This is a genomic window from Plantibacter sp. M259 (assembly GCF_006065115.1).
GTDB lineage: Bacteria > Actinomycetota > Actinomycetes > Actinomycetales > Microbacteriaceae > Plantibacter > Plantibacter auratus.
This window is the reverse complement of sequence record NZ_CP040750.1, coordinates 3,802,147-3,825,863: the sequence shown is the minus strand read 5'-3', so window position 1 is coordinate 3,825,863 and position 23,717 is coordinate 3,802,147. Positions and strand designations below refer to the sequence as shown.

General features: G+C 69.4%; 20 protein-coding genes and 1 pseudogene. 2 read left to right on the top strand and 19 right to left on the bottom strand.

The window, feature by feature from the left end; translation table 11 throughout:
- Positions 1–46: 46 nt before the first annotated feature.
- The 14 genes from FGL15_RS17895 to hrcA all read right to left on the bottom strand — a co-directional run bounded on the left by FGL15_RS17895 (position 47) and on the right by hrcA (position 15,026).
- Entirely contained in the window at positions 47–736 is a 690-nt protein-coding gene (locus FGL15_RS17895; protein WP_079705757.1) for a response regulator transcription factor, read from the bottom strand.
- Complete coding sequence (locus FGL15_RS17890; protein ID WP_138946914.1) at positions 733–1,917, bottom strand: sensor histidine kinase; 1,185 nt, start codon at positions 1,915–1,917, stop codon at positions 733–735. The genes FGL15_RS17895 and FGL15_RS17890 overlap by 4 nt, the downstream gene beginning before the upstream one ends.
- A 126-nt stretch (positions 1,918–2,043) precedes the next feature.
- Entirely contained in the window at positions 2,044–3,804 is a 1,761-nt protein-coding gene (gene leuA / locus FGL15_RS17885; RefSeq protein ID WP_138946913.1) for a 2-isopropylmalate synthase, read from the bottom strand.
- A gap of 146 nt (positions 3,805–3,950) precedes the next feature.
- The gene (locus FGL15_RS20425) at positions 3,951–4,736 is read right to left on the bottom strand and encodes a bifunctional lysylphosphatidylglycerol flippase/synthetase MprF (protein ID WP_240773991.1); all 786 of its coding nucleotides are present in this window, start codon (positions 4,734–4,736) and stop codon (positions 3,951–3,953) included.
- A gap of 2 nt (positions 4,737–4,738) precedes the next feature.
- Complete coding sequence (locus tag FGL15_RS20420) at positions 4,739–6,439, bottom strand: hypothetical protein (protein ID WP_168223432.1); 1,701 nt, start codon at positions 6,437–6,439, stop codon at positions 4,739–4,741.
- A 35-nt stretch (positions 6,440–6,474) separates the two neighbouring features.
- Positions 6,475–7,746, bottom strand: a complete 1,272-nt coding sequence (locus FGL15_RS17875; RefSeq protein WP_138946911.1) for an esterase family protein — start codon at positions 7,744–7,746, stop codon at positions 6,475–6,477.
- Between the two features lie 176 nt (positions 7,747–7,922).
- Entirely contained in the window at positions 7,923–8,831 is a 909-nt protein-coding gene (era, locus tag FGL15_RS17870) for a GTPase Era (RefSeq protein ID WP_079705752.1), read from the bottom strand.
- A complete protein-coding gene (locus FGL15_RS17865; RefSeq protein ID WP_138946910.1) occupies positions 8,828–10,132 on the bottom strand; it encodes a hemolysin family protein in 1,305 nt (434 codons plus the stop codon). Before FGL15_RS17865 ends, era begins: the two co-directional genes overlap by 4 nt.
- Positions 10,132–10,599 (bottom strand): rRNA maturation RNase YbeY, encoded by a 468-nt coding sequence (ybeY, locus tag FGL15_RS17860; protein ID WP_079705750.1) that lies wholly within the window; start codon positions 10,597–10,599, stop codon positions 10,132–10,134. Before ybeY ends, FGL15_RS17865 begins: the two co-directional genes overlap by 1 nt.
- On the bottom strand, positions 10,596–11,609 hold the full coding sequence (locus FGL15_RS17855; RefSeq protein WP_240773989.1) for a PhoH family protein: 1,014 nt from the start codon (positions 11,607–11,609) through the stop codon (positions 10,596–10,598). The genes ybeY and FGL15_RS17855 overlap by 4 nt, the downstream gene beginning before the upstream one ends.
- 76 nt (positions 11,610–11,685) lie before the next feature.
- Positions 11,686–12,039: an HIT domain-containing protein gene (locus FGL15_RS17850; RefSeq protein WP_064293856.1), complete on the bottom strand. Its 354-nt coding sequence runs from the start codon at positions 12,037–12,039 to the stop codon at positions 11,686–11,688.
- A gap of 50 nt (positions 12,040–12,089) precedes the next feature.
- Entirely contained in the window at positions 12,090–12,827 is a 738-nt protein-coding gene (locus FGL15_RS17845; protein WP_138946908.1) for a 16S rRNA (uracil(1498)-N(3))-methyltransferase, read from the bottom strand.
- Position 12,828: 1 nt separating this feature from the next.
- Complete coding sequence (gene dnaJ / locus FGL15_RS17840) at positions 12,829–13,950, bottom strand: molecular chaperone DnaJ (protein ID WP_064293629.1); 1,122 nt, start codon at positions 13,948–13,950, stop codon at positions 12,829–12,831.
- Positions 13,951–14,003: 53 nt separating this feature from the next.
- Positions 14,004–15,026: a heat-inducible transcriptional repressor HrcA gene (gene hrcA / locus FGL15_RS17835; RefSeq protein WP_138946907.1), complete on the bottom strand. Its 1,023-nt coding sequence runs from the start codon at positions 15,024–15,026 to the stop codon at positions 14,004–14,006.
- A 216-nt stretch (positions 15,027–15,242) separates the two neighbouring features.
- Between hrcA and FGL15_RS21115 the strand changes: the two genes are divergently transcribed.
- Entirely contained in the window at positions 15,243–15,800 is a 558-nt protein-coding gene (locus FGL15_RS21115; protein ID WP_234993956.1) for a DUF4870 domain-containing protein, read from the top strand.
- Positions 15,801–15,866: 66 nt separating this feature from the next.
- Here the strand turns inward: FGL15_RS21115 and hemW are convergent.
- The 3 genes and pseudogenes from hemW to lepA form a co-directional block, all read right to left on the bottom strand.
- Positions 15,867–17,092, bottom strand: a pseudogene (hemW, locus tag FGL15_RS17825) (radical SAM family heme chaperone HemW).
- Positions 17,093–17,102: 10 nt separating this feature from the next.
- A complete protein-coding gene (locus tag FGL15_RS17820; RefSeq protein WP_229938518.1) occupies positions 17,103–17,747 on the bottom strand; it encodes a DUF1990 family protein in 645 nt (214 codons plus the stop codon).
- Entirely contained in the window at positions 17,744–19,594 is a 1,851-nt protein-coding gene (gene lepA, locus FGL15_RS17815; protein ID WP_079705746.1) for a translation elongation factor 4, read from the bottom strand. The genes FGL15_RS17820 and lepA overlap by 4 nt, the downstream gene beginning before the upstream one ends.
- A 219-nt stretch (positions 19,595–19,813) precedes the next feature.
- Between lepA and rpsT the strand changes: the two genes are divergently transcribed.
- Positions 19,814–20,074 (top strand): 30S ribosomal protein S20, encoded by a 261-nt coding sequence (gene rpsT / locus FGL15_RS17810; RefSeq protein ID WP_064295571.1) that lies wholly within the window; start codon positions 19,814–19,816, stop codon positions 20,072–20,074.
- A 119-nt stretch (positions 20,075–20,193) separates the two neighbouring features.
- On the opposite strand, the gene holA is transcribed toward rpsT, so the two are convergent.
- Together holA and FGL15_RS17800 are read right to left on the bottom strand one after the other, a co-directional pair.
- Positions 20,194–21,249 (bottom strand): DNA polymerase III subunit delta, encoded by a 1,056-nt coding sequence (gene holA, locus FGL15_RS17805; RefSeq protein ID WP_071260815.1) that lies wholly within the window; start codon positions 21,247–21,249, stop codon positions 20,194–20,196.
- A gap of 67 nt (positions 21,250–21,316) precedes the next feature.
- Positions 21,317–23,689 carry a ComEC/Rec2 family competence protein gene (locus tag FGL15_RS17800; protein WP_138946906.1) on the bottom strand — a complete coding sequence of 791 codons (2,373 nt, stop codon included), beginning with the start codon at positions 23,687–23,689 and terminating at the stop codon, positions 21,317–21,319.
- Positions 23,690–23,717 lie beyond the last annotated feature (28 nt).

Below are 23,717 nucleotides of genomic sequence, written 5' to 3'. Positions count from 1 at the left end.
CCGGGGATGATCCTCGATCACTCCACGGGTGCCCGCTGGACCGCCGTCAGACCAAGCCGTGTTCGAAGGCGAACACGACGAGTTGGACCCGGTCGCGCACCTCGAGCTTCGCGAAGATCCGGCTGATGTGGGTCTTCACGGTCGCTTCGCTGAGGAACTCGGCGGCGGCGATCTCGGAGTTGCTCAGCCCGCGCGCCGCGAGGAGGAAGATCTCCCGCTCGCGCGCCGTGAGCTCGGCATAGCGCTGCGGTGCGGCTGGAGCGGCCGGCGCCTGCTGGAAGTGCTCGAACAGTTCGCGGGTGGCCGACGCGGCGATGACCGCGTTCCCGGCATGGACCGTGCGGATCGCTGCGAGCAGGAACTCCGGCTCCGCGTCCTTGAGCAGGAACCCGCTCGCCCCGGCTCGGATGGCCGTCGCGGCCGCTTCATCGAGGTCGAAGGTGGTCAGCACGACGATCCGTGGCCGCTCACCCCCGCGCGCGTCCGCCTCCGCCAGGATCGTCTTCGTCGCCTCGATCCCGTCCATGACCGGCATCCGGACGTCCATGAGGATGACCTGCGGGCGCGTGCGTGCGGCCAGCTCGACCGCTTGACGCCCGTCGGAGGCCTCGCCGACGACACGGAGGTCCGGCTGCGACCCGATGAGCATGCGGATCCCGCCTCGGAACAGCGCCTGGTCGTCGACTAGCGCGATCGTGATCGCCCCCGCTGCCGTCGCGTCACTCGGATCGGTCATCTCGTCACTCCCACCGTCGCGTACGGAATCGATGCGTAGACGGTGAAGAGACCGTCCACCAGGGTCGTCCCGAACCTGCCGCCTGCCAGCGTAGCGCGCTCGTTCATCCCGGCGAGTCCGTGCCCCGTGCCGGCCTTCGGCGGTTCGACCTTGGCCCGGTTGACGACCCAGAGCTGCAGCTCGGGTCCGGTCCAGTCGAGATGGACGTCGATCGGCCCCCGATGGTCGCCGTGTCGGAGCGCGTTCGTGAGCGCTTCCTGGATGATCCGGTAGACGGCGAGCTGCGAACCGGTCGCCACCGGGCGTTCCTGACCGTGGCTCTGGACCACCACGTCCAGTCCGGCTCCTCGCAACTGCTCGTAGAGCCGGTCGAGGTCGGCCATGACCGGCTGCGGGCCCTCGGTCTGTTGGAACCGCAACTGAGCGAGCAACACCCGGACGTCGGCGAGGGCCTCGCGGGAGATGCTCGAGATCGTCCGCAACGCCTGGTCGGCCGAGTCCGGGTCTGCGGCCAGCGCATATCGGGCACCGTCGGCCTGCGCGATGACGACGGCGAGGGAGTGCGCGACCACGTCGTGCATGTCGCGCGCGATCCGGTTGCGCTCCTGCTCGACCGCGACGTCGCGCTCGGCCAGGAGCTGCGCCTGTCGGCTCTCGCGGGCGAGCCGCCAGGTGCGCATGAGGACACCTGCGGTCCAAGCGAGGCCGAAGAAGGCGGCGAACGCGAGGAACATGAACAGCCCGACCGTCACCTGCGCGACCGGTGTCATGTCGTTCGCCAGACCGAAGGTGCTGATCTCAGCGGAGATGTTGGAGGTCCAGCTCGGGACGACGATCACATAGAACGCGATGAGCCCGGCTCCGACGAACGCGGAGGCGAAGGAGATCCAGCGCAGGGCCCGTCCGCCGTAACTCGCCGCCGCGTAGAGCACGACCGGGATCGCGAAGTTCGCGGGATCGGGTGCCAGGAGGAGCAGCATCTGAGCCAGCGCCGTGACCCAGGCGACGGCGAGGGAGATCCCGGGAGCCAGGCGGCGGAGGGCGAGCGCCACGCACATGCCGAGCAGGACGATGACGTACTGGGTCGGCCGAGCGGCGTATGCCGCGAACGTGACGAGGAACAGCACCGAGGGCAGCGCGATGTCGAGGGCCAGTTGGCCGGGTCGGAGCGAGCGGAGCATCCCCCAACCGTACGACCTGGCGGCCGGTCACCCCGTCCTCGCGCGGGAAGATCATCCTCCGGGTGTACGCCGGAGGACAGCGCTGCGCCGGGCCGACCCGAAGGCCGACCCGGCGCAGCGGGATCGTCAGATGGAGGCCAGTTCCCGCGCCTCGACCTGCGTGCGCACGGCCCGGTTGACCGCCGAGACGACGGCCTTGAGCGAGGCCGTGGCGATGTCGCCGTCGATGCCGACGCCCCAGAGGCGCTGGTCGTTCACCTGGAGCTCGACGTAGGCGGCCGCCTCGGCGTCGCCTCCGGCGCTCAGCGTGTGCTCGACGTAGTCGTACAGCGTGACCTCGATGCCGCGCCCGGAGAGCAGGTTGAGGAAGGCCGCGATCGGGCCGTTGCCGGTCGAGGTGCGCTCCTCGACCTGCTCACCGTCGCGAAGGGCGACCTCGAGGACCACGGTGCCGGTGAGGTCGCTCGACGTCTTCGTGGACTGCAGTTCGAACCGACCCCACTTGGCATCCGCGACCGCTGCCGGAAGGTACTCGTCCTGGAAGATCGACCAGATCTGACCGCTCGTCACCTCGCCACCCTCGGCGTCGGTCTTCGCCTGGACGACGCCGGAGAACTCGATCTGCAGGCGACGCGGCAGGTCGATCGCGTGATCGGTCTTGAGCAGGTAGGCGACGCCGCCCTTGCCCGACTGCGAGTTCACGCGGATGACCGCTTCGTAGCTGCGCCCGAGGTCCTGCGGATCGACGGGCAGGTACGGCACGGCCCATTCGAGGTCGGCGACGTCCTTTCCCTGGGAGACGGCGTCGACGGACATCGCCTCGAAGCCCTTCTTGATCGCGTCCTGGTGCGAACCGCTGAAGGCCGTGAAGACGAGGTCGCCCGCCCACGGGCTCCGCTCGTGCACCGGCAGCTGGTTGCAGTGCTCGGCCGTCCGCTTGACCTCGTCGATGTCGCTGAAGTCGATCTGCGGGTCGACACCCTGCGTGAACATGTTGATGCCGAGCGCGACGAGGTCGACGTTGCCGGTGCGCTCGCCGTTCCCGAAGAGGCACCCCTCGATGCGGTCGGCGCCGGCCAGGTAGCCGAGCTCGGCTGCCGCGATCGCGGTCCCGCGGTCGTTGTGCGGGTGCAGCGAGATGATGATGTTCTCGCGGTTGGCCAGGTTGCGGCTCATCCATTCGATCGAGTCCGCGTAGACGTTCGGCGAGGCCATCTCGACCGTCGACGGCAGGTTGATGATGACCTTGCGGTCGGGGGTCGCCTCGAGGACCTCGACCACCTGGTTGCAGATGTCGACGGCGAACTCGAGCTCGGTACCGGTGTAGCTCTCCGGCGAGTACTCGTAGTAGATCTGCGTCCCGGGGACGGTCGACTCCATCTCGCGACACTTCCGGGCGCCGTGGAGGGCGAGGTCGATGATGCCCTGCTTGTCGCTGCGGAACACGACGTCGCGCTGCAGGATGCTCGTCGAGTTGTACAGGTGCACGATCGCCTGCTTCGCGCCGCGCAGCGACTCGTAGGTGCGTTCGATGAGGTGGTCGCGTGCCTGGGTCAGCACCTGGATGGTGACGTCCTCGGGGATCGCACCCTCGTCGATGAGGCTGCGGACGAAGTCGAAGTCGGTCTGGCTCGCGCTTGGGAACCCGACCTCGATCTCTTTGTAGCCCATCTTCACGAGCAGGTCGAACATGATGCGCTTGCGCTCGGGGCTCATCGGGTCGATGAGGGCCTGGTTGCCGTCGCGGAGGTCGACGGCGCACCAGCGCGGGGCCTCGGTGATCCGACGGTCAGGCCACGTGCGATCGGGCAGCGAGACGTCGAACTGGTCCTGGTAGGCGCGGTAGCGATGGACCGGCATGCCTGATGGGGTCTGGGTGTTCTTCATGATCCTGGGATCTCCTCGTGGGATTGGGGGTGAGCCAATGACGAACTCCGCGACGAGGGAGGCCTGGAACTAGGACTCGTCGCGGCAGCTAAGGAGGAGCAGACCGGAGAACACGTCGTCAGCATAGCACTCCCCCGCGCGGCCGATCAGGTGACCAACGAGGCGAGGTCTCGCACGGACACGTCCGGGAGGTACGCGCGCCCGACCGCGATGCCGATCGCCGGGAGGGTCAGCGGGTCCGCGTAGCCGAGGACGAGCGGACGCTCCTCCGGCTGGAACTTCCCCTTGAAGGCGAGGAGCGAGCGGAACCCGTACACGGGTTCGAGCACGTTCCCGAGGTAGGTCAGGACCCGGTCGATCCCGTCCGTCTCCGGCTGCTCGGCGCTCCTCGAGCGCGCGAGCGGAGCTCCGGAGAGGCTCATCTCCTCGATGCCGTCCTCCTTGAACCGAGCGGCGGCCTCGGCGATGAGGAACTCCATGACGCCGTTCATGCCATCCGTCCGACGCCGCATGAAGTCGAGGGTCCAACCGACCAGCTCACCATCGCGTCGGACCGGGAGCCAGCTCGTGACACCGTGCAGCCGTCCTTGCTCGTCGACCGCGAGTAGGAGCCGGACCTCCTCGTCGACGAGCTCGTCGATCCCACCGAGGGTGAACCCCATCTCGGGCAGCTTCCGCTCGGCGACCCACTCCTCGGAGATCTCGGCGATCTGCGCCGCGAGCCCGACGCCGAGCGCCCCGTAGGTCGACCAGACAGCGGTGATCCCCGCACGATCGGCTCGGTTCACGGAGGATCTGATGTCCTGCCAGCGCTTGCCGACCATGCTCCAGCCCTGCGGGTGCAGGACCGTCTCCTCGGCGACCTGCACGGTGCGCCAACCGATCCGGTGGAGCGCTCCTGCGGTCTGCTCGTCCACGCTGTACAACGCCACCGTCAGGCCCGAGTCCTCACAGTGCTCGATGAACCGCTCGAGCACCCCTGCTCGTGGCGGTGCATCCCGAAGAATCCGCCCGTGGTGACAGCGACCCCGGCGACGATCCGATAGGCGATGCCAGCGTTGCGCTCCGGGTCGAACCAGGTGAGGTTGCCCGGCCAGGTGGCCATGTGCCCGATGGAGTCGCTGCCCTCGGCCAGGAGCTCGCGCAGGCGGCGCTCGTCGGCCGGCGCGATGGCGTTCGCGACCCGGCTCAGCGGCCAGACCGCGCCGAGCAGGATGATGCTCCACCAGACGGGTCCGACGGCGTGGAACACCACGCCGGTGAGCGGCGCGACCGGCACGAAGCCCGGGAGGACGTTCCGCAGGTACGCGGCGGGGACGAAACGCTCTGGCGCCGCACGGAGGACTTCCCACACGTCGGGCCTCGGCGAGAATCCTCCGGGTTGCAGCAGGGCGACGACGACGAAGAGCGCGGCGAGCACGACCCACGACGCGCCGACCAGGGCGAGATACCCCCAGGCGCTACGTCGGGTGGCCCGCACGGGGAACCCACGACGGAGCACGACCAGGAGCGCCGCCACGACGAGCGGCAGCAGGATCGCCGCCCACAGTGCTATCGCGATCTCGACGGACCGCTGCTGCGCACCGTGCCCCGTCCCGAGCAACGACGAGGGGTGTCCCGTCGGGTGGAGTCGCACCCCCGCCCCGAGCGACAGCGCACTCAGGACGGCGAAGGACACCATGATCGCCGTGGCGAACCAGACCGCGAACCGTCTGCCGCGGAGCAGGCCCCACGCCGCGAAGAGCAGGGCGATCATGGGGACCACCGACAAGAGCACCGCTCCGAAGCCGTCGACGCGCACCAGCGTGAGGTCGCGCAGGCACTGTGCTGACACGCCGACCGTGCGGCATTGCCCGATGACCCGTCCGGCGTCCGGAATGTTCTGTTCGAGCAGGAGCACGAGCGGCGCGAGCGGACCGAGGTGCCGGCCGGACAGGAAGGTGATGAGCGGTCCGACGCCCATCATCGCGACCACTGACGCCAGGAGCACCCGGGTCTCGTGGTGCGAGCTCCGCACGCGTCGCACCGACGGGGTGGCCCCGGCGAGCACGATCCCGAGCAGGACGCCGACCAGCGCTGCGAACAGTCGCGCGAGATCCTGCGGGAGTCCCGAGTACAGCAGCACGATCAGCGCACCGACGACGACGAACGCGCGGATCCGCCGACGCCAGAGCGGCCCGTGGAACGCACTCGACGCGGCGAGGGCGCCGAGCGCGCCGGCCACGGGGTCGAAGGCCACGATGCGGGCGACCTCGCCGCTCCAGAACTCGCCGCCGAGCGTGCCCAGGAGTTGGAGCCCGATGGCGAGCGCGTTCCCGGCGACCGCGGTCACGAGCACCGCCAGGAGCGTCTTGGCTGCGCCGAACCGTCGCTCGGCGAGCACCAGTGCGGGGACGCCGATCAGCAGGAAGGCGAGGAGCCCGAGCACCCCGTCGGTTCCCAGGGCGCCGGTCAGGAGTGCCCACCAGTGCCCGTCGACCACGACCTGCTCGTACCCCACGCCCGCCGCCTCACGGATCGCCGACCGCCAGGCCGGCGTCGCCACCGGCGGCGTCCGCCACACGAACGCACTGACCACGAGCACCAGCGCCGTGATCCCGATGCTCATCGGCACCGATCGGATCACGCCGGTCACGAGTCGACCGAACGGCGTCGCCCTCCCCGCGCGCATCAGGCGAGCCCGAATCGTGCGGCGATCACGGGGAGCGCTCGCTCGAACACCGTGTGCACGGTGTGCCAGTCGTGCGCCGTCCCGTCGGAGACGAAGGTCGTCGTCCGCATGCCGGCGGCCGAGGCCATCGCGGCGACCCGCCGGACGCCGGGACCGTAGCGGCTGTCGTCGCTGCCGTAGCCGAAGACACCGACGGTGTCCGCGTACGGGGCGTGTGCGGCGAGGATCGCGGAGGGGGCTGCAGCCTCGTACGCCGTCGCCGACCCGCCGAAGCCCTGTGCGATCGTCGTCGGTCCGATGGACGGGACGACCTCCCCCGAGATGTCGAGGATGCCGCCGTAGCGTTCGGGGTGCGCGGCGCCGAGCTGGATGGAACAGGTCCCTCCCTGCGAGAAGCCGGCGATGAACCAGTCCGTCCGCGATGCGGACACCGGGAGGTGCGCCGAGATCCACGCGGGGACGTCGACCGCGAGGTAGCTCGCCGAGTTGCCGAGCGGCCCGTCGACGCACATCGGGTTGCGGTCCGGAGCACCGAGCTGGTCGGGCACGACCACGATCGGTGCGAGACCCGCATGCGAGGCGGCGAAGCGGTCGAGGATCCCGGCGATCCCAGCCGACGCGAACAGGTCGGCAGGCTCTCCCGGCTGACCGCTGAACGCCTCGATGACCGGCAGTGCCGGCGGGTGTGCGGCCAGGGCGGCCGGTGGCAGGTAGACGAGCGCGTCCCGGTGGGCGAACCCGGAGGTCGTCGCCGGGATGTCCACGTGTTCGACCCGCCCGCCGCTCGGCAGATCGGCGGGTCGCTGCCACGTCGTCGTCGTCCCCCGGGCGGCAGGCAGGGCCGAGAACGACTGGTACGGGCTGATCCCCAGCGCCGCCCGCACCGTCGCGAACTCACCGAAGTCCTGGTTCACGCCGACCGCCCCGATGAGCAGGAAGACCGGGACCGCGAAGCTTGCCACGACGACCCGCCACGCCCTGGTCCGGACGATCGCTGCGATCGCGAGGGCGGCGCCGGCGAACCCGACCGCCGCCCACGCACGGGTGACCGGCGTCAGTTCGATCCCGAAGACGTCGAGCACGTCACCGAGCAACCAGGCCGTGGCATAGGCGAGGAGCGCCCCACCGCTCGCCACGAGCAGCATCGTCAGCCAGCCGCGAACCGTTCGGCGCCCGGTCATCAGGATGATCGCCAGGAGGACGGCGGCACCGCCGACCCAGACGAGGAGCTCCGGACGATCCAGCCTGATGGCCAGCAACCAGTCGAACACTCGGACTCCTTCTCGCGACCCCGAGGACCAGTATGTCCGCGCGCTCGCGAGCCTGTCGGCCAGACGACGGGTTCCACAGCGGGCCCAAAGCAGACACGCAAGTCACGTTCAGGTAACGGAGACCACCCGCCCGGATCCGCGCGGGCCCACAGTGCCGACGGTCGACCGGATCCGGGTCAGAATCCCAGGCGACCGAGCAGTTTCGGGTCGCGCTGCCAGTCCTTCGCGACCTTGACGCGGATGGAGAGGAAGACCCTCGATCCGACGAGTGGCTCGATCCCGGCGCGGGCCCGGGCCCCGACGTCGCGGAGCCTGGAGCCGCCCTTCCCGATGATGATCGCCTTCTGGCTGTCGCGCTCCACGAACACGTTCGCGTAGATGTCGAGCAGGTCGGTCCCCTCGCGCGGGATCATGTCGTCGATGGTCACGGCGAGCGAGTGGGGCAGCTCGTCCTGGACGCCCTCGAGCGCGGCTTCACGGATGAGCTCCGACACGCGGTCGACGACCGTCTCGTCGGTGGTGGCCTCGGCCGGGTAGAGGCGTTCCGAGAGCGGCATGAGCTTCGTCACCTCGGTGACGAGGATGTCGAGCTGGTCGTCGGTCACCGCGGACAGCGGGATGACGGCGTCCCAGTCCCGGAGCTCCGAGATCGCGAGCAGCTGCTCGGCGATCGTCGTCCGGCTGGCGGTGTCGGTCTTCGTGACGATCGCCACCTTCTTGGCGCGCGGGAAGCCGTCGAGCGACTCGTTGATGAAGCGGTCGCCGGGGCCGAGCTTCTCGTTGGCGGGGATGCAGAACCCGATGACGTCGACGTCGGAGAGGGTGGACTGCACGAGGTCGTTGAGCCGCTGGCCGAGCAGGGTGCGCGGGCGGTGGATGCCGGGGGTGTCGACCACGATGAGCTGGCCGTGGTCGCGATGCACGACGCCGCGGATCGCGCGACGCGTGGTCTGCGGCTTCGAGCTCGTGATCGCGACCTTCTCACCGACGAGGGCGTTGGTCAGCGTGGACTTGCCGACGTTCGGGCGCCCGACGAAGGACACGAACCCCGCTCGGAAGTCGGACGGAGGGGTGGTGTCGTTCATGGGTGCTCCCGGTGGTCGTTGGACGCCTGCTGGGCGTCCTGCAGCTGGTCGTCGCGCTGGGCGATGACGGTGAGGATGCGTCCCCGCCGCCCCTCGACGCGCTCGGCGGTGAGTTCGAGGCCGTTGGTCGACACCGTCGATCCGACGACGGGCAGCCGACCGAGGGCCTTCGCCAGGAGGCCGCCGACGGAGTCGACGTCGTCGTCGTCGAGTTCGAGGCCGAACAACTCCCCCAGCTCGTCGACCGGCAGGCGGGCGTCGACCCGGAACCGTCCGTCCTGCAGGTCGGTGATCTCGGGGGTGTCGGTGTCGTACTCGTCGGAGATGTCGCCGACGAGTTCCTCGATGAGGTCCTCGAGGGTGACGAGACCGGAGATGCCGCCGTACTCGTCGACGACCATCGCGATGTGGTTGGACTCCTTCTGCATCTGCTGCAGGAGCGAATCGGCCTTCTTGGACTCGGGTACGAAGCTCGCCGGCCGCAGGAGCGGCTCGATCGAGCCCACCTCGGTGACGCCGTCGCCACCGAACATCGCTCGCACCAGGTCCTTCAGGTACAGGATGCCGACCAGGTCGTCGATGTCGCCGTCGCTGACGGGCGCCCGCGAGATCCCCGTCTCCAGGAACACCTCGAGCGCCTCGCGGACGCTGAGATCGCGCTGCAGACTCACGAGGTCGGTGCGCGGGATCATCACCTCGCGGACGAGCGTCTCGTTGAACTCGAAGATCGAGTGGATGAGCTCGCGGTCGTCCTCTTCGAGGACCGAGTGCGCGGCGGCCTCGTCGACCATGCTCAGCAGTTGCTCCTCCGAGGTGAAGGAGACCGAACGCGGCAGCCCCGGGGTCACCCGGTTGCCCAGGGAGACGAGGACGTTCGCGACCGGGCCGAGGACAACACGTGCAGCACGGATGGCGGGAGCGCTGAAGCGCAGTACTCCGCTCGCGTGGGTTCGGCCGACGCCTCGCGGGCTCGCACCGACGAGCACGAAGGAGGTGCCGGTCATGATGACGACCGCGAGCACGAGGACGAGCCACAACTCGTCGATCGACGAGGCCAGTGCAAGGGTGACGAGGACGGCGGCGGTGGTCTCGGCCAGGATCCGGATGAAGTTGATCGCATTGACATGCGCACCCGGATCGGCTGCGATGGCGCGGAGCGCCGATCCCGAGCGGGCGCTCTCTGCCAGGTCGAGGATGTCCGCGCCCGACTGGACGCCGATCGCGGCGTCGGCTGCGGCCATGAGACCCGCGAACGCGACGAGCAGGAACGCGACGATGACGAAGACGGCGACGAGGGACATCAGCTGGTGCGTCGTCTCTCCTGGAGCGCGAAGGCGAGGAGGATGTCCCGCTGGATGCCGAACATCTCCTTCTCCTCGTCGGGCTCCGCGTGGTCGTACCCGAGCAGGTGGAGCACACCGTGGCAGGTGAGGAGCTGGAGTTCATCCATCGTCGAGTGCTTCGCGGCGGCCGCCTGCGTCTCGGCGACCTGCGGGCAGAGCACGATGTCGCCGAGCAGCCCGGGCGGCGTCGGGTTCTCCTCGGTACCGGGACGGAGCTCGTCCATCGGGAAGCTCAGGACGTCGGTCGGTCCCGGCTCGTCCATCCACTGGACGTGCAGCTGCTCCATGGCGCCCTCGTCGACCAGGACGATGGCGAGCTCGGCATCGGGGCTCACGTGCATCGCATCGAGCGCGAACGACGCCAGGGCGAGGATGCGCGATTCGTCGACGGCGACGCCGGACTCGTTGTTGATCTCGATGGTCATGAGCGTCCTCGCTTCGGCTGGTGGTCTCTGGCTGCGCCGCGACGCTCGGCACGGTTGGCGAACTCGGCGGCCTGCTCGCGCTCGAACCGCTGCGCCTGCCGGACGGCGTCGTACTCGCCGTAGGCGTCGACGATCCGACCGACGAGGGTGTGGCGGACGACGTCCTCGCTCGTGAGCTGGGCGAAGTGGATGTCGTCGACGTCCTTGAGCACGCGGGTCACGAGTCGCAGACCGGACGCACCGGTCGGCAGGTCGATCTGCGTGACGTCGCCGGTCACGACGATCTTGGACCCGAACCCGAGCCGGGTGAGGAACATCTTCATCTGCTCGGGCGTGGTGTTCTGCGCCTCGTCGAGGACGATGAACGAGTCGTTGAGGGTCCGGCCGCGCATGTAGGCGAGCGGTGCGACTTCGATCGTCCCGGCCGCGAGGAGCTTCGGGACGATCTCCGGGTCCATCATCTCGTTGAGCGCGTCGTAGAGCGGACGCAGGTACGGGTCGATCTTGTCCGTCAACGTGCCCGGGAGGTACCCGAGTCGCTCGCCGGCCTCGACGGCCGGGCGCGTCAGGATGATCCGGTTGACCTCCTTGCGCTGCAGCGCCTGCACCGCCTTCGCCATCGCGAGGTAGGTCTTGCCGGTACCGGCCGGGCCGATGCCGAACACGATCGTGTTCTCGTCGATCGCGTCGACGTACGCCCGCTGCCCGACGGTCTTCGCCTTGATCGTCTTCCCACGCGAGGTGAGGATGACCTGCCCGAGCACCTCCGACGGGGAGGCTGAGCCGTCCTGCCCGAGCATGCGGGCGGAGGTGCTGACCTCCGCCGGCCCCGGGTCGTGTCCTTCTCGGACCATGGTGATGAGTTCCTCTACGAGTCGTCTGGCGGCGTCGGCCTGCGGCGTCGGGCCGGTGATGGTGATCTCATTGCCGCGCACGTGCACCGAGACACCGGGGTGTTCACGCTCGACGGTCGTCAGGAGTCGGTCCTGTGGGCCGAGGAGACGGACCATGGCGAGCCCGTCCACCAGGAGGACGTGCTCGACCTCCTCCGTCCGCGCGGCGGCGGGGCGGTCTGGGTTCGTGGACTCAGGCTCCGCCAAGGGTGCCCTCCTGCAGGGAGCCGCCGAGGACATGCGCGTGCACGTGGAAGACCGTCTGTCCGGCGGACTCGCCGGTGTTGAAGACGAGTCGGAACTCGCCACCGGTGTGCTCCTTCGCGAGCGACGACGCCACCTCGACCATCTCAGCGAGCAAGGAGGGGTCGCCGGCGGCCAACTCCACGACATCGCGGTACTCGGCGGTCTTCGGGACGACGAGGAGGTGCACAGGCGCCTGCGGTGCGATGTCGGCGAACGCGATCACCCGATCGGTCTCGGCGAGGAGGGTCGTCGGGATCTCCCCCGACACGATACGGCTGAATACCGACGGTGCTTCACTCATGTCCACCAGTCTAAGGTTCGTGGCGGCCTCATGCGCGGGCTGGTGGATCGTCACCACCGACCGAGCAGCACGTTGAGCGCGGCGATCGCCGCCGGCCCTGCCGTCGAGGTGCGCAGGACTCCGGAGCCGATCCGGACCTCGATCGCGCCGGCCGCTTCGAGCCGCTCGCGCTCTGCCGGCGAGATGCCGCCCTCCGGACCGACGACGAGCACGAGTTCCTCGGCGAGCAGGGCCGACGGGTCGAGCTCCGAGAGCGCGAGTGCCGCACTGGGTTCGAGCACGAGGACGGTCCGGCCTGCGACGATCGACGCGAGTCCGCGGGTGTCGACGACCTCGGCCACCTCGGGCACCCGGGCACGGATCGACTGCTTCGACGCCTCGCGCACGATGAGCTGCCAGCGCGCACGGCCCTTGACCGCTTTGTCGCCCTGCCATCTCGAGATGCTGCGCTCGGCACCCCACGGGACGATCCGGTCGACACCCAGCTCGGTCGCCGCCTGGATGGCGAGTTCGTCGCGATCACCCTTGGCCAGCGCCTGCACGAGGACGAGCCTGGGACGGTTCTCGGGATGCACCACGACGGATTCGACGCGGATCTCCAACTCGCCCGGCTCGCTCCGCACGACCGGTCCGGTCGCGATCAGGCCACGACCGTTGCCGATCGACGTCGTCTCGCCGACCCGCAGCCGACTCACGGCGACGGCGTGCTTCGCCTCGGGCCCGCGGAGGGTCACCGAGTCGCCGACACCGGTCGATTCGAGATCCTCACGGAGGTACAGCGAACTCATCTCAACCGACGCCGTGGAAGCGGTCGCGGATCTTCGCGAACAGGCCCTGCTGGAACTGCGCGAGCGCCGGAGCACCCTGACGTCGTCCCGAAGCGAAGCTCTTGATCAGTTCGCGTTCGCGGTGGTCGAGCTTCGTCGGGGTGACGACCTGGACGCCGATCTTGAGGTCGCCCCGGCTGTTCCCGCGGAGGCGGGTGACGCCGCGGTCCTTGACCGTGATGACCTCCGAGCTCTGCACGCCCGGCCGCAGCTCGACCTCGACGTCGCCGTCGAGCGCATGGACGGTGACCTGGCGGCCGAGGATGGCGTCGGTCATCGGGACTTCGAGCGTGCACAGCAGGTCGTCGCCGTCGCGGCTGAAGACGTCGTGGTGCTTGACCTTCATCTCGAGGTAGAGGTCGCCGTTCGGGCCGCCGGCCGGGCCGACCTCGCCGCTCCCCGGCATCTGCAGACGCAGACCGGTGTCGACACCGGCCGGGATGTCGACCGAGACGGTGCGGCGAGCACGGAGCCGACCCTGACCCTGGCAGGTGACGCACGGGGTCGCGATGATCGTGCCGTAGCCGCGGCAGGTGCCGCAGGGCGCCGAGGTCATGACGTTGCCGAGCAGCGAGCGGACGGCCCGCTGGATGGAGCCGGTGCCGTGACAGATGTCGCAGGTCACCGGTGAGGTGCCGGGCTGGCAGCAGGAGCCGTTGCAGGTGCTGCAGAGCACGGCGGTGTCGACCTCGAGGTCGCGGTGGGTGCCGAAGATGACCTCGTCGAGGTCGAGCTCGACGCGCAACAGGGCGTCCTCGCCGCGTGCGCGGCGGGACTTGGGTCCGCGCTGCTGGCCGCCCCCGCCGAAGAAGGTGTCGAAGATGTCGCCGAAGCCGCCGAACCCGGCGTCGCCGCCACCGAACCCACCCGCCTGCGGACCGAGGTCGTACTGCTGGCGCTGCTTGGGGTCGCTCAGCACGTCGTAGGCGTGCGTGACCTCCTTGAAGCGTTCCGAGGCGTCGGAACCCGGGTTCACGTCGGGGTGCAGTTCGCGTGCGAGGCGGCGGTACGCCTTCTTGATCTCTTCGGGCGTCGCCTCCTTGGCGACACCGAGTGCTGCGTAGTGGTCGGGGTAGTCAGCCACTGAGGCCTTTCGTTCGAGGTGCGGAAGGTGTTGGGGGACGCGACGAGGATGCGTCACTCGGCGTCGAGGATGCGCGAGAGGTACCTGGCGACGGCGCGGACCGCAGCCATATTGCTCGCGTAGTCCATTCTCGTGGGGCCGAGGACGCCGAGCCGGGCGATTTCGCCACCAGAGGAACGGTAGTTCCCGGCGAGGACACTCGTGGTCTCGAGGCCGAACGACGCGTTCTCCCGCCCGATGCTGGCGACCACGCTGTCGCGCTCGGACTCCATCTCGCCGAAGAGCCGGAGCAGCACGACCTGCTGTTCGATGGCGTCCAGGACCGGATAGATGCTGCCGGGGAAGTCGTCCTCGGTGCGGGCGAGGTTGGCGGCGCCGGCCATGACGAGGCGGTCCTGCCGCTGCGCCGAGAGCTGCTCGCGCACCGCGTCGACGATGCGGACGGCCGCCGCGCGGTCGAGGTCGGCGATGTCGGCGGGGACGTCGCCGATCGCATCGTGGGCGTCGAGGAGTGGACGGCCCGCGACCGCCTCGTTGCACAGCGAGCGGAGCCGCGAGATGAGGTCATCCTCGACCGGGCTCTCCGTCTCGATGAGCCGCTGCTCGACGCGACCGTTGTCGAGGATGATGACCGCGAGCACACGGTTCGGGGTGACGCTCACCAACTCGAGATGCCGGACGCGTGCCCGAGAGAACATCGGGTACTGGACGAGCGCGACCTGGTTCGTCAACTGTGAGAGCAGCCGCACCGTGCGGTGCAGAACCTCGTCGAGGTCGCCTGACGCACCCAGGAAGGTCTCGATCGCCGTCCGTTGGGCGTTGTTCAGCGGACGGCGGTCGGCCAGGTGGTCGACGAACATCCGGTAGCCCTTGTCGGTCGGCACCCGGCCGGAAGAGGTGTGGGGAGCGGCGATGAGCTCTTCGTCCTCGAGCTGGGCCATGTCGTTGCGGATGGTGGCTGCGGAGACGCCGAACGAGTGGCGGTCGACGATCGTCTTGGACCCGACGGGCTCCCGAGAGGCGACGTAGTCCTGCACGATGACGCGGAGCACTTCGAGACCGCGATCCGACACCATCTCGATCTCCTCCCGTCATCCATCTCGGAGCGCCGACCATCAGCACTCGAAGACCCTGACTGCCAATCATATCGTGGCCTCCGCGCAGCCGTCCCTTGCGCGGCCCCGTGCCCCAGGAATACCGTTGGCCGCAGGCGTGGGTCCCTGATGAGCGACACCTGGTGCGATACGCTCAGCTGGACCAATTGAATATCACTCTCCGTGAAAGGTGCGAAGATGTCCGATCCGAACGCTCAGCCGCCCGTCGACCCAGCGAAGGGCGGGTCGGTTCCGCCTGCCGGAGACGGCGCGACGCCCCCTCCCGCAGCTCCGCAGCAGCCGCCCGCAGGCGCCTACCCGCCCCCGCCCGCCGGTGGCTACGCGCCGCCGCCGCCCGCTGCCGGCTCCTACCCGCCGCCGCCCGCAGGCGCCCCGCAGTACCAGCAGCCGTACGCCGCGGCTCAGCCCATGAGCCCGTCGGACGAGAAGCTCTGGTCGACGCTCATCCACATCGGTGGGATCTTCTTCGGATTCATCCCGCCGCTGATCGGCTACCTGGTCCTCAAGGACCGCGGCCCGTTCATCAAGGCGCACACGCTCACCGCGCTGAACTTCCAGCTGACGATGCTGATCGCGCTCGTGGTCGGCTCGATCCTGACGATCGTCGTCGTGGGTCTGTTCATCATCATCGCTGTCTACGTCGTCGTGATCGTGTTCAGCATCATCGCCGCGATCAAGGCGAACAAGGGCGAGCTGTACAGCTACCCGCTCACGATCCAGTTCATCAAGGCCTGATCCGTCGAGTACGACCACAGCCCCGTCCGGTCCGCCGGGCGGGGCTGTTGCGTGTCTCCGGCAGGGTCAGTCGCCGACCAGACGGCGGACGACCGCGTCGGCGAGGAGCCGTCCGCGGCGCGTGAGCTCCAGCCGTCCGAGTAGGGCCTGCCGTGCGTCGACCAGTTCCTCGGCGATGAGCCCGGCGACCGCCGTGCGAGCCTCAGGTGCGAGCGTGCGGATCGGGATGCCGTCCCGGGTGCGGGTGAGCAGCAGGATGCGTTCGAGCTCCCGGGTCTCGTCGTCCAGGGTCTCCCGGCCGGCGGCCGGGGACTCCCCCGCCGCGATCCGCTGGGCGTACGCAGCCGGGTGCTTGACGTTCCACCAGCGCACCCCTCCGACGTGACTGTGCGAACCCGGGCCGACACCCCACCAGTCCTCGCCGGTCCAGTAGGAGAGGTTGTGCCGGGAGCGGTGCGTGTCGTCCGTCGCCCAGTTGCTGACCTCGTACCAGCCGTAGCCGGCCTCGGTGAGGAGATCGTCGGCGAGCTCGTACATGTCGGCCTGCAGGTCCTCGTCGGGGGTCCCCACCACGCCCGAGCGGATCTGGCGCGCGAGTTTCGTTCCGGGTTCGACGATGAGCGAATAAGCCGACACGTGGTCCGGAGCGCAAGCGATCGCCGTCTCGAGTGAGACGCGCCAGTCGGCCAGGGTCTCCCCCGGCGTCCCGTAGATGAGGTCCAGGCTGACGCCGAGGCCGGCCTCGCGAGCCCACTGCACGACGAGCGGCACCCGAGCCGGATCGTGCGTGCGCTCGAGGGTGGCGAGCACGCTCGGCACCGCGGACTGCATCCCGAAGGACACCCGGGTGAATCCGGCTTCGGCGAGCGTGCGGAGGTAGGCGGCGTCGACGGAGTCGGGGTTCGCCTCGGTCGTCACTTCAGCGCCGGGCGCGAGGTCGAAGTTGTCCGTCACGCCACGGAGCATCCGAACCAGGTCGTCAGCGGGAAGGAGGGTCGGTGTCCCGCCACCGAAGAACACGGTCGAGACCGGTCGGTCGGGACGGTCGATGACGCCAGGACGGACTTGCCGAAGCGGAGTTCCGCGACCGCCTCGTCGGCGTAGTCCGACTGCTTCGCGCCGCGGAGCTCGGTCGCCGTGTAGGTGTTGAAGTCGCAGTAGCCGCATCTGACCCGGCAGAACGGCACATGCAGGTAGACCCCGAAGTTGCGCTCATGGGCACCGACGGCCGCCGTCTCCGGGAGGAGTCCGTCGGACGGGGCCGGATCGGCGAGTGGGAGGGCGCTCGGCACGGTCCGTCGCTCAGACGCCGCGCGACGGCAGGAGTGCGCGGAGGTAGGCGTCGTTCATGGTCTTGCGGCGGCGCTTGGAGCCGACGAGCTTCGCGGCACCCTTCGTCGGGCGGAAGAACGAGCGCACGACGATCCAGACGGAGTCGTCCTCGCGCTGCTCGATCGTGAAGGACTGCTCACCGCTCTCCGGATCGCCTTCCATCGTGCCGATGGCCAGGCTCACGTGACCCGGCTCCTCGGTGACGGAGATGACGCGATGCGGCCCGACGAGCGGTTCCCCGCCGACGGTGCCGGCGAAGACGACCGTCGTGCCCGGCGTGATGAACGGCGTGCCGTCCTCGGCGAAGCGCTGCTCTTGGTGCGTCTCGATGGGTTCCAGCGGCGTACCGTCCTCGGCGAAGGCGATGCCGCCGTACTGCACGCCCGTGCCGGGGTGCACCTCGGAGATCTCCACGCCGCTCGAGCGGTGCAGTCCCCAGGTGAGGAGGGCGCTGCTCGCGAGGGCGAACCGCTCCTCGCCGCTCCCGAGGCGGAACTCGTCCTCCGACGGCACGTAGCCTTCCGGCGGGTACTGCATGAGGTCGGTCCGCTGGGTGGCACCGACGGCCGCGTAGTCGACCGCTTCGTCCTCGAACGAACTGCGTCGTGCGTTCACTTCTTGTCCTTCGTCTCCACGTCCCCGGAGAGCGCTGCGATGAACGCCTCCTGAGGCACCTCGACCTTGCCGACCATCTTCATCCGCTTCTTGCCCTCCTTCTGCTTCTCGAGGAGCTTGCGCTTGCGGGTGATGTCACCGCCGTAGCACTTGGCCAGGACGTCCTTGCGCATGGCACGGACCGACTCGCGGGCGATGATCCGCGCACCGATGGCAGCCTGGATCGGCACCTCGAACTGCTGGCGCGGGATGAGCTTCTTCAGGCGCTCGGTCATGAGCACGCCGTAGGCGTACGCCTTCTCGCGGTGGACGATGGCGCTGAACGCGTCGACCTGGTCGCCCTGCAGCAGGATGTCGACCTTCACGAGGTCGGCGGCCTGCTGGCCGGAGGGCTCGTAGTCGAGCGACGCGTACCCCTGCGTGCGACTCTTCAGGTGGTCGAAGAAGTCGAAGACGATCTCACCGAGCGGCATCGTGTACCGCAGCTCGACGCGGTCCTCGCCGAGGTACTCCATGCCGAGCAGCGCGCCTCGACGGCTCTGGCAGAGTTCCATGATGGTGCCGACGTAGTCCTTGGGGGCGAGGATGCCCACCTTGACCATCGGCTCCGACACCTCGAGGATCTTGCCGGAGGGGAACTCGCTCGGGTTCGTGACGGTGACGACCTGCTTGTCCTCCGTCTTCACCTCGTAGGTGACCGACGGCGCGGTGGCGATGAGGTCGAGGTCGAACTCGCGCTGCAGCCGCTCGGTCACGATCTCGAGGTGCAGGAGGCCGAGGAAGCCGACACGGAACCCGAAGCCGAGGGCGACGGACGTCTCCGGCTCGTAGTTCAGCGAGGCGTCGGAGAGCTTCAGCTTGTCCAGAGCGTCGCGGAGGATCGGGTAGTCGCTGCCGTCGATCGGGTACAGACCGGAGAAGACCATCGGCTTCGGGTCGGTGTAGCCCGGGAGGGCGTCGGTCGCCGGCTTCACCGCCGTCGTGACGGTGTCGCCGACCTTCGACTGCCGGACGTCCTTCACGCCCGTGATGAGGTAGCCCACCTCACCGACGCCGAGGCCCTTCGTGGGCGTCGGTTCCGGCGAGCTGACGCCGATCTCGAGGAGGTCGTGCACCGCGCGCGTCGACATCATCTGGATGCGCTCACGCGGACTCAGCTGGCCGTCGATCATGCGGACGTAGGTGACGACGCCACGGTAGGTGTCGTAGACGGAGTCGAAGATCATGGCACGCGTGGGTGCGTCCGGGTCGCCCACTGGGTTCGGGATGCGGCCGACGACGCGGTCGAGGAGTTCCTCGACACCCATACCGGTCTTGCCGGACACCCGCAGGACGTCTTCGGGCTTGCCGCCGATGAGGCTCGCGAGCTCCTTCGCGTACTTGTCGGGGTCTGCCGCCGGGAGGTCGATCTTGTTGAGCACCGGGATGATCTCGAGGTCGTTCTCGAGGGCGAGGTAGAGGTTCGCGAGTGTCTGCGCCTCGATGCCCTGTGCGGCGTCGACGAGGAGGATCGCGCCCTCGCAGGCGGCGAGCGACCGCGAGACCTCGTAGGTGAAGTCGACGTGCCCGGGGGTGTCGATCATGTTGAGCGCGAAGGTCTCACCGTTGAGCGACCACGGCATGCGCACGGCCTGGCTCTTGATGGTGATGCCGCGCTCGCGCTCGATGTCCATGCGGTCGAGGTACTGCGCCCGCATGTCGCGGTCCGAGACGACGCCGGTGATCTGCAGCATGCGGTCCGCCAGGGTCGACTTGCCGTGGTCGATGTGGGCGATGATGCAGAAGTTCCGGATGAACGCCGGGTCGGTCGATGCCGGCTCGAGGGCCTTCACTGCTTGGGGGCTCACGCGTTCCTCGGGGTCAGGGGTGGAATCGGGCAACCCTCATTGTCCCACGGCGGGGAGCACCCGTGCTGCGGTACCCTGGATTGCCAGAACTCAGCCCGACTGGTAATGTTGCCTGTTGGCTTGCGTGTGAGTTGAGACCACACGAGAACTCGCTTGAAGACGCCCTCTTCCGTCCGACGGCACCGAACATCATTTCCTCGAACCGAAAGTTGACCCAACGTGGCAAACATCAAGTCGCAGATCAAGCGCATCGGCACCAACAAGAAGGCCAACGAGCGCAACAAGGCCGTCAAGAGCCAGCTGAAGACCGCCATCCGCGCAACCCGTGAGGCCGTCGTCGCCGGCGACAAGGCTCAGGCTGAGTCCGCACTCAAGCTCGCCTCGAAGAAGCTCGACAAGGCCGTGAGCAAGGGCGTCATCCACGAGAACCAGGCAGCGAACCGCAAGTCGGCCATCGCCAAGCAGGTCAACGCGCTCTAAGCAACACCAGCTGCAAGGCCCCGGCGTTCCTCGGAACGTGCGGGGCCTTTCGCGTTCCCCGCTCGGTCCCTGAGCTTGTCGAAGGGCATCCCGCCCACCACCACGGCCAGCTCGGCGGGCTACCGCTCCGACAGATCGACCCCGCGTGCCGCGATGACGCCGACGAGCCGCTCGAGCGCGAACACCGGGTCGCGGCTCGCGCCCTTCACGCCGGCGTCGGTCTCGGCGAGCATCTGCACCACGCGGCCGATGCCCGCGTCCGTCCAGCCGGACAGGTCCCGACGAGCGCGGTCGACCTGCCACGGCGCGAGGCCGAACTGCTGGGCGATCTGCCCGGACCCGCCGCGTGCCGACGACACCTTGGCCATCGTGCGGATCTTCATCGCGAACGCGGCGACGATCGGCACGGGGTCGGCACCCGAGTCGAGCGCCTGCCGCAGGGCGAGCAGCGCCTCCCCGTGTCGTCCGGCGATCGCGGCGTCGGCGACGTCGAACGCGCTCGTCTCGAGTCGACCGCCGTAGTACTTGTTGACCGTCTGCTCGGTGATCTCCTCGGACGCGTCGGCCATGAGCTGACTGCACGCGGCTGCGAGCTCGGCGAGGTCGTCGGAGAAGGCTCCGACGAGTGCCCGGAGCGCCTGGGGCGTGATGCGACGACCCGCCGTCTTGAACTCCGCTGCGGCGAAGTCGGCCTTGTCGCTGTCCCGCTTGAGTTCGGTGCAGACGATCTCGACACCGCCACCGGTGCCTGAGCGGATGGCGTCGAGCAGCTTCTTGCCGCGCACGCCTCCGTTGTGCCGCAGCACGAGGTAGGCGCCCTCCGGCGGTGCTTCGAGATACCGGATGGCTTCGGTGAGGAACTGATCGGAACACTTCTCGACCTGGCTGACGCGGACGAGCCGGGGCTCGCCGAAGAGCGACGGGCTCGCGACCGTGAGCAACTCCCCCGGGGCGTAGCTGTCGGCGGCGACATCGTTGACCTCGAGCGAGGGGTCTTCGGAGACGAGGAAGTCGCGCAACCGGCGGATCGCCCGGTCGGCGAGGAAGGACTCCGTGCCGGACACCAACACGATCGGCGCCGGGCGGATCTCCGACCATCCGAGCTGCGGGATCGCCGCCGAGGCTTTGGCCGCCGTCTTGGCCTTGCCGCGACCGGCGGAACGTGGTGCAGCCACAGCGGCTCCTCTCGACCGTCCGAGTCTACCGGCGACCGCCGACGCCAGGCGGGTCGGGGACGGCAGCTCACCCGCCGCGCTCCGACCACACGCGGAACCCGCCGCCGTCGCCTGGGCCGAGGACGATGGTCCCCGACTCGTCCGTGCGGAGGACCTCGGCCCCGGTGGCCTCGTACAGCTCGAGCGCTGAGCGCGTCGGGTGCCCGTAGCCGTTGTCGGCCCCGACGGAGACGAGCGCAACGGTCGCACCGACCCGCCGCGCCAGGCGGTCGCTCTGATCGGCGGAACCGTGATGCGACACCTTGACGATGTCGACCGCGTCCCCGAGTGTGTGCCGTCCGAGCAGCCGGTCCTGTGCCTCCTCACCGAGGTCGCCGAGCAGCAGCACCGATGCGGCGAGGAGGTCGAACCTGATCACCACGCTCGCATCATTGCCCGGTTCGACGCCGCCTGCCGCGGGGTCCGGCCACAGGACGCGCCACGGCGCCGCGCTCTCCGGATCCCCCAGCACCCCCTGGTCCCCGGCGCCGGCCTGTCGCACCTCGGCACCGGCCGCTCGGAGCACTCGGGCGATGCGCTCGTCCTCCGGGTCGTCGACCGGCCCGAGCAGCACCTCGTCGACCCTGCCGACGACCGCGTCGAGGCCTCCGACGTGGTCGAGGTCGTAATGGGTGAGGACGAGCAGCTCGATGCGGGACACCCCGAGTTCGTCCAAGCACGCGCGGAGCGGTTCGGGATCGGGCCCGGCGTCGACCAAGGCGGTGGCGGCGCCCTGTCGCAGGAGGACCGCGTCGCCCTGACCGACGTCGCAGGCGGCGACGATCCAGTCGCCCGGTCGATGCAGGGCCGGGCCGAGTCCGTCCCCGACCGCACGACCGCACAGTGCCACGAGCGCCACGACCACCGCCACCCCGATCGTCCTCGACCACCGCGGGGGCAGATCCCCACGGAACAGCAGGAGCGTGGCGATCAGGACCGTCGGCACGGTGACGAGCACAACGCCGAGTGGCCCCTCCGGCCAGGGCACCCGCGCAGCGGGGACGCCCTCGAACCACCGGGCCACCGCGGCGATCCACGTCGCGGGCACCCACCCGAGCCACGCGACGAGCAGCGCGAGCGGTGGTGCGAACGGGACCAGCAGGCAGGCGAGCAGCCCGAGCATGGTCGCGGGCGCGGCGGCAGGGCCAGCGAGCAGGTTCGCGGGGACGCCACCCAGCTGGATCGCCGGATCGAGGAGGACGAGCATCGGCTGGCAGGCGAGCTGGGCGGCTGCCGGGATGGCGATGAGGGCCGCGATCCCTCGCGGCAGCCACCTGCCCAGCAGGTCCGTGAGGGGTCCGCTCAGGAGCAGCAGACCGCTGGTGGCGAGCACCGAGAGCCCGAAACCGTACTGCCCGGCCAGCCAGGGGTCGGCGACGAGGAGCACGACCACCGCCAACGACAGCGCGGCGAGGCCCCGGATCGGCCGCCCGAAGCCGCCCATCACCAGGACGAAGGCAGCCATGAGTGCCGCCCGTTGCACGCTCGGTTGGGGCGTCACGAGGACCACGAAGGCGACGAGGCACAGCAGGGCACACGAGATCCTGAGCTTCCGTCCACCACCGACTGCCGCGACCGCCGTGCTGACGAGCCACACGATGACCGCACAGTTCGCTCCGGACACGGCCGTCAGGTGCGAGAGTGAACTGCGCTGCATCGACTCCGTGACCGCGTCACTCACCTGGCTGACATCGCCGATCGCGAGGCCTGGCAACAGCTCCCCACCCGGCCCGGGCAGGTCGGACACGAGCCCGACGAGGCCGGAACGGAGCGACGCCGACCAGTCGAGGATCGCCGGCGGCTCCCCCAGCAGCTCGGGTCCCTCCCGTGCGAAGAGCAGCGCTGCCCGCGCATCACCCGGTGCATTCCAGCGGAGCGAGCCGTCGACGCGCCAGCGCTCGCCGATCCTCGGCGCCCGATCCGCCGGGTCCGGTGCGAAGACGAGGACCGGCACCCAGAGGCGCTCCAGGATGCTGTGGCCTCGACTGGCCGTCACGAGGTCGGCCGCGAAGCGGATGCCGGACCCCGCCGTGACCGAACCGGTGGGCACGGCGTCGCCGGTCACCACGACCTCGGCGGTCACGGGCGTGCTCCCGAGCTCGAGCAGAGCCTCCGGCTGCCGGTCAGGCGCGCGTGCGCCGATCGACGCGGCGACCATGCCGAACAGCGCCGCGGAGCATGCGCAGAGCCAGAGCGTCGTGATGAGGACGGACCCTGTGCGACCCTCCACAGGGTGATGCTCCAGAAGGCGACGCCGGACGACCGTGCCGCACACGAGACAGGCGGAGGCGACGAGGAACGCGACCAGTACCGCGCCCGAGGCCAGCGTTGGAGCCCCGCAGTAGACGGCCGCACCCACCCAGGTGGCTGCCGCCGGGATGAGCAGGCGTGGGAACCGCATCGCGCGCTCATCTCGCCCGGATGTCGGT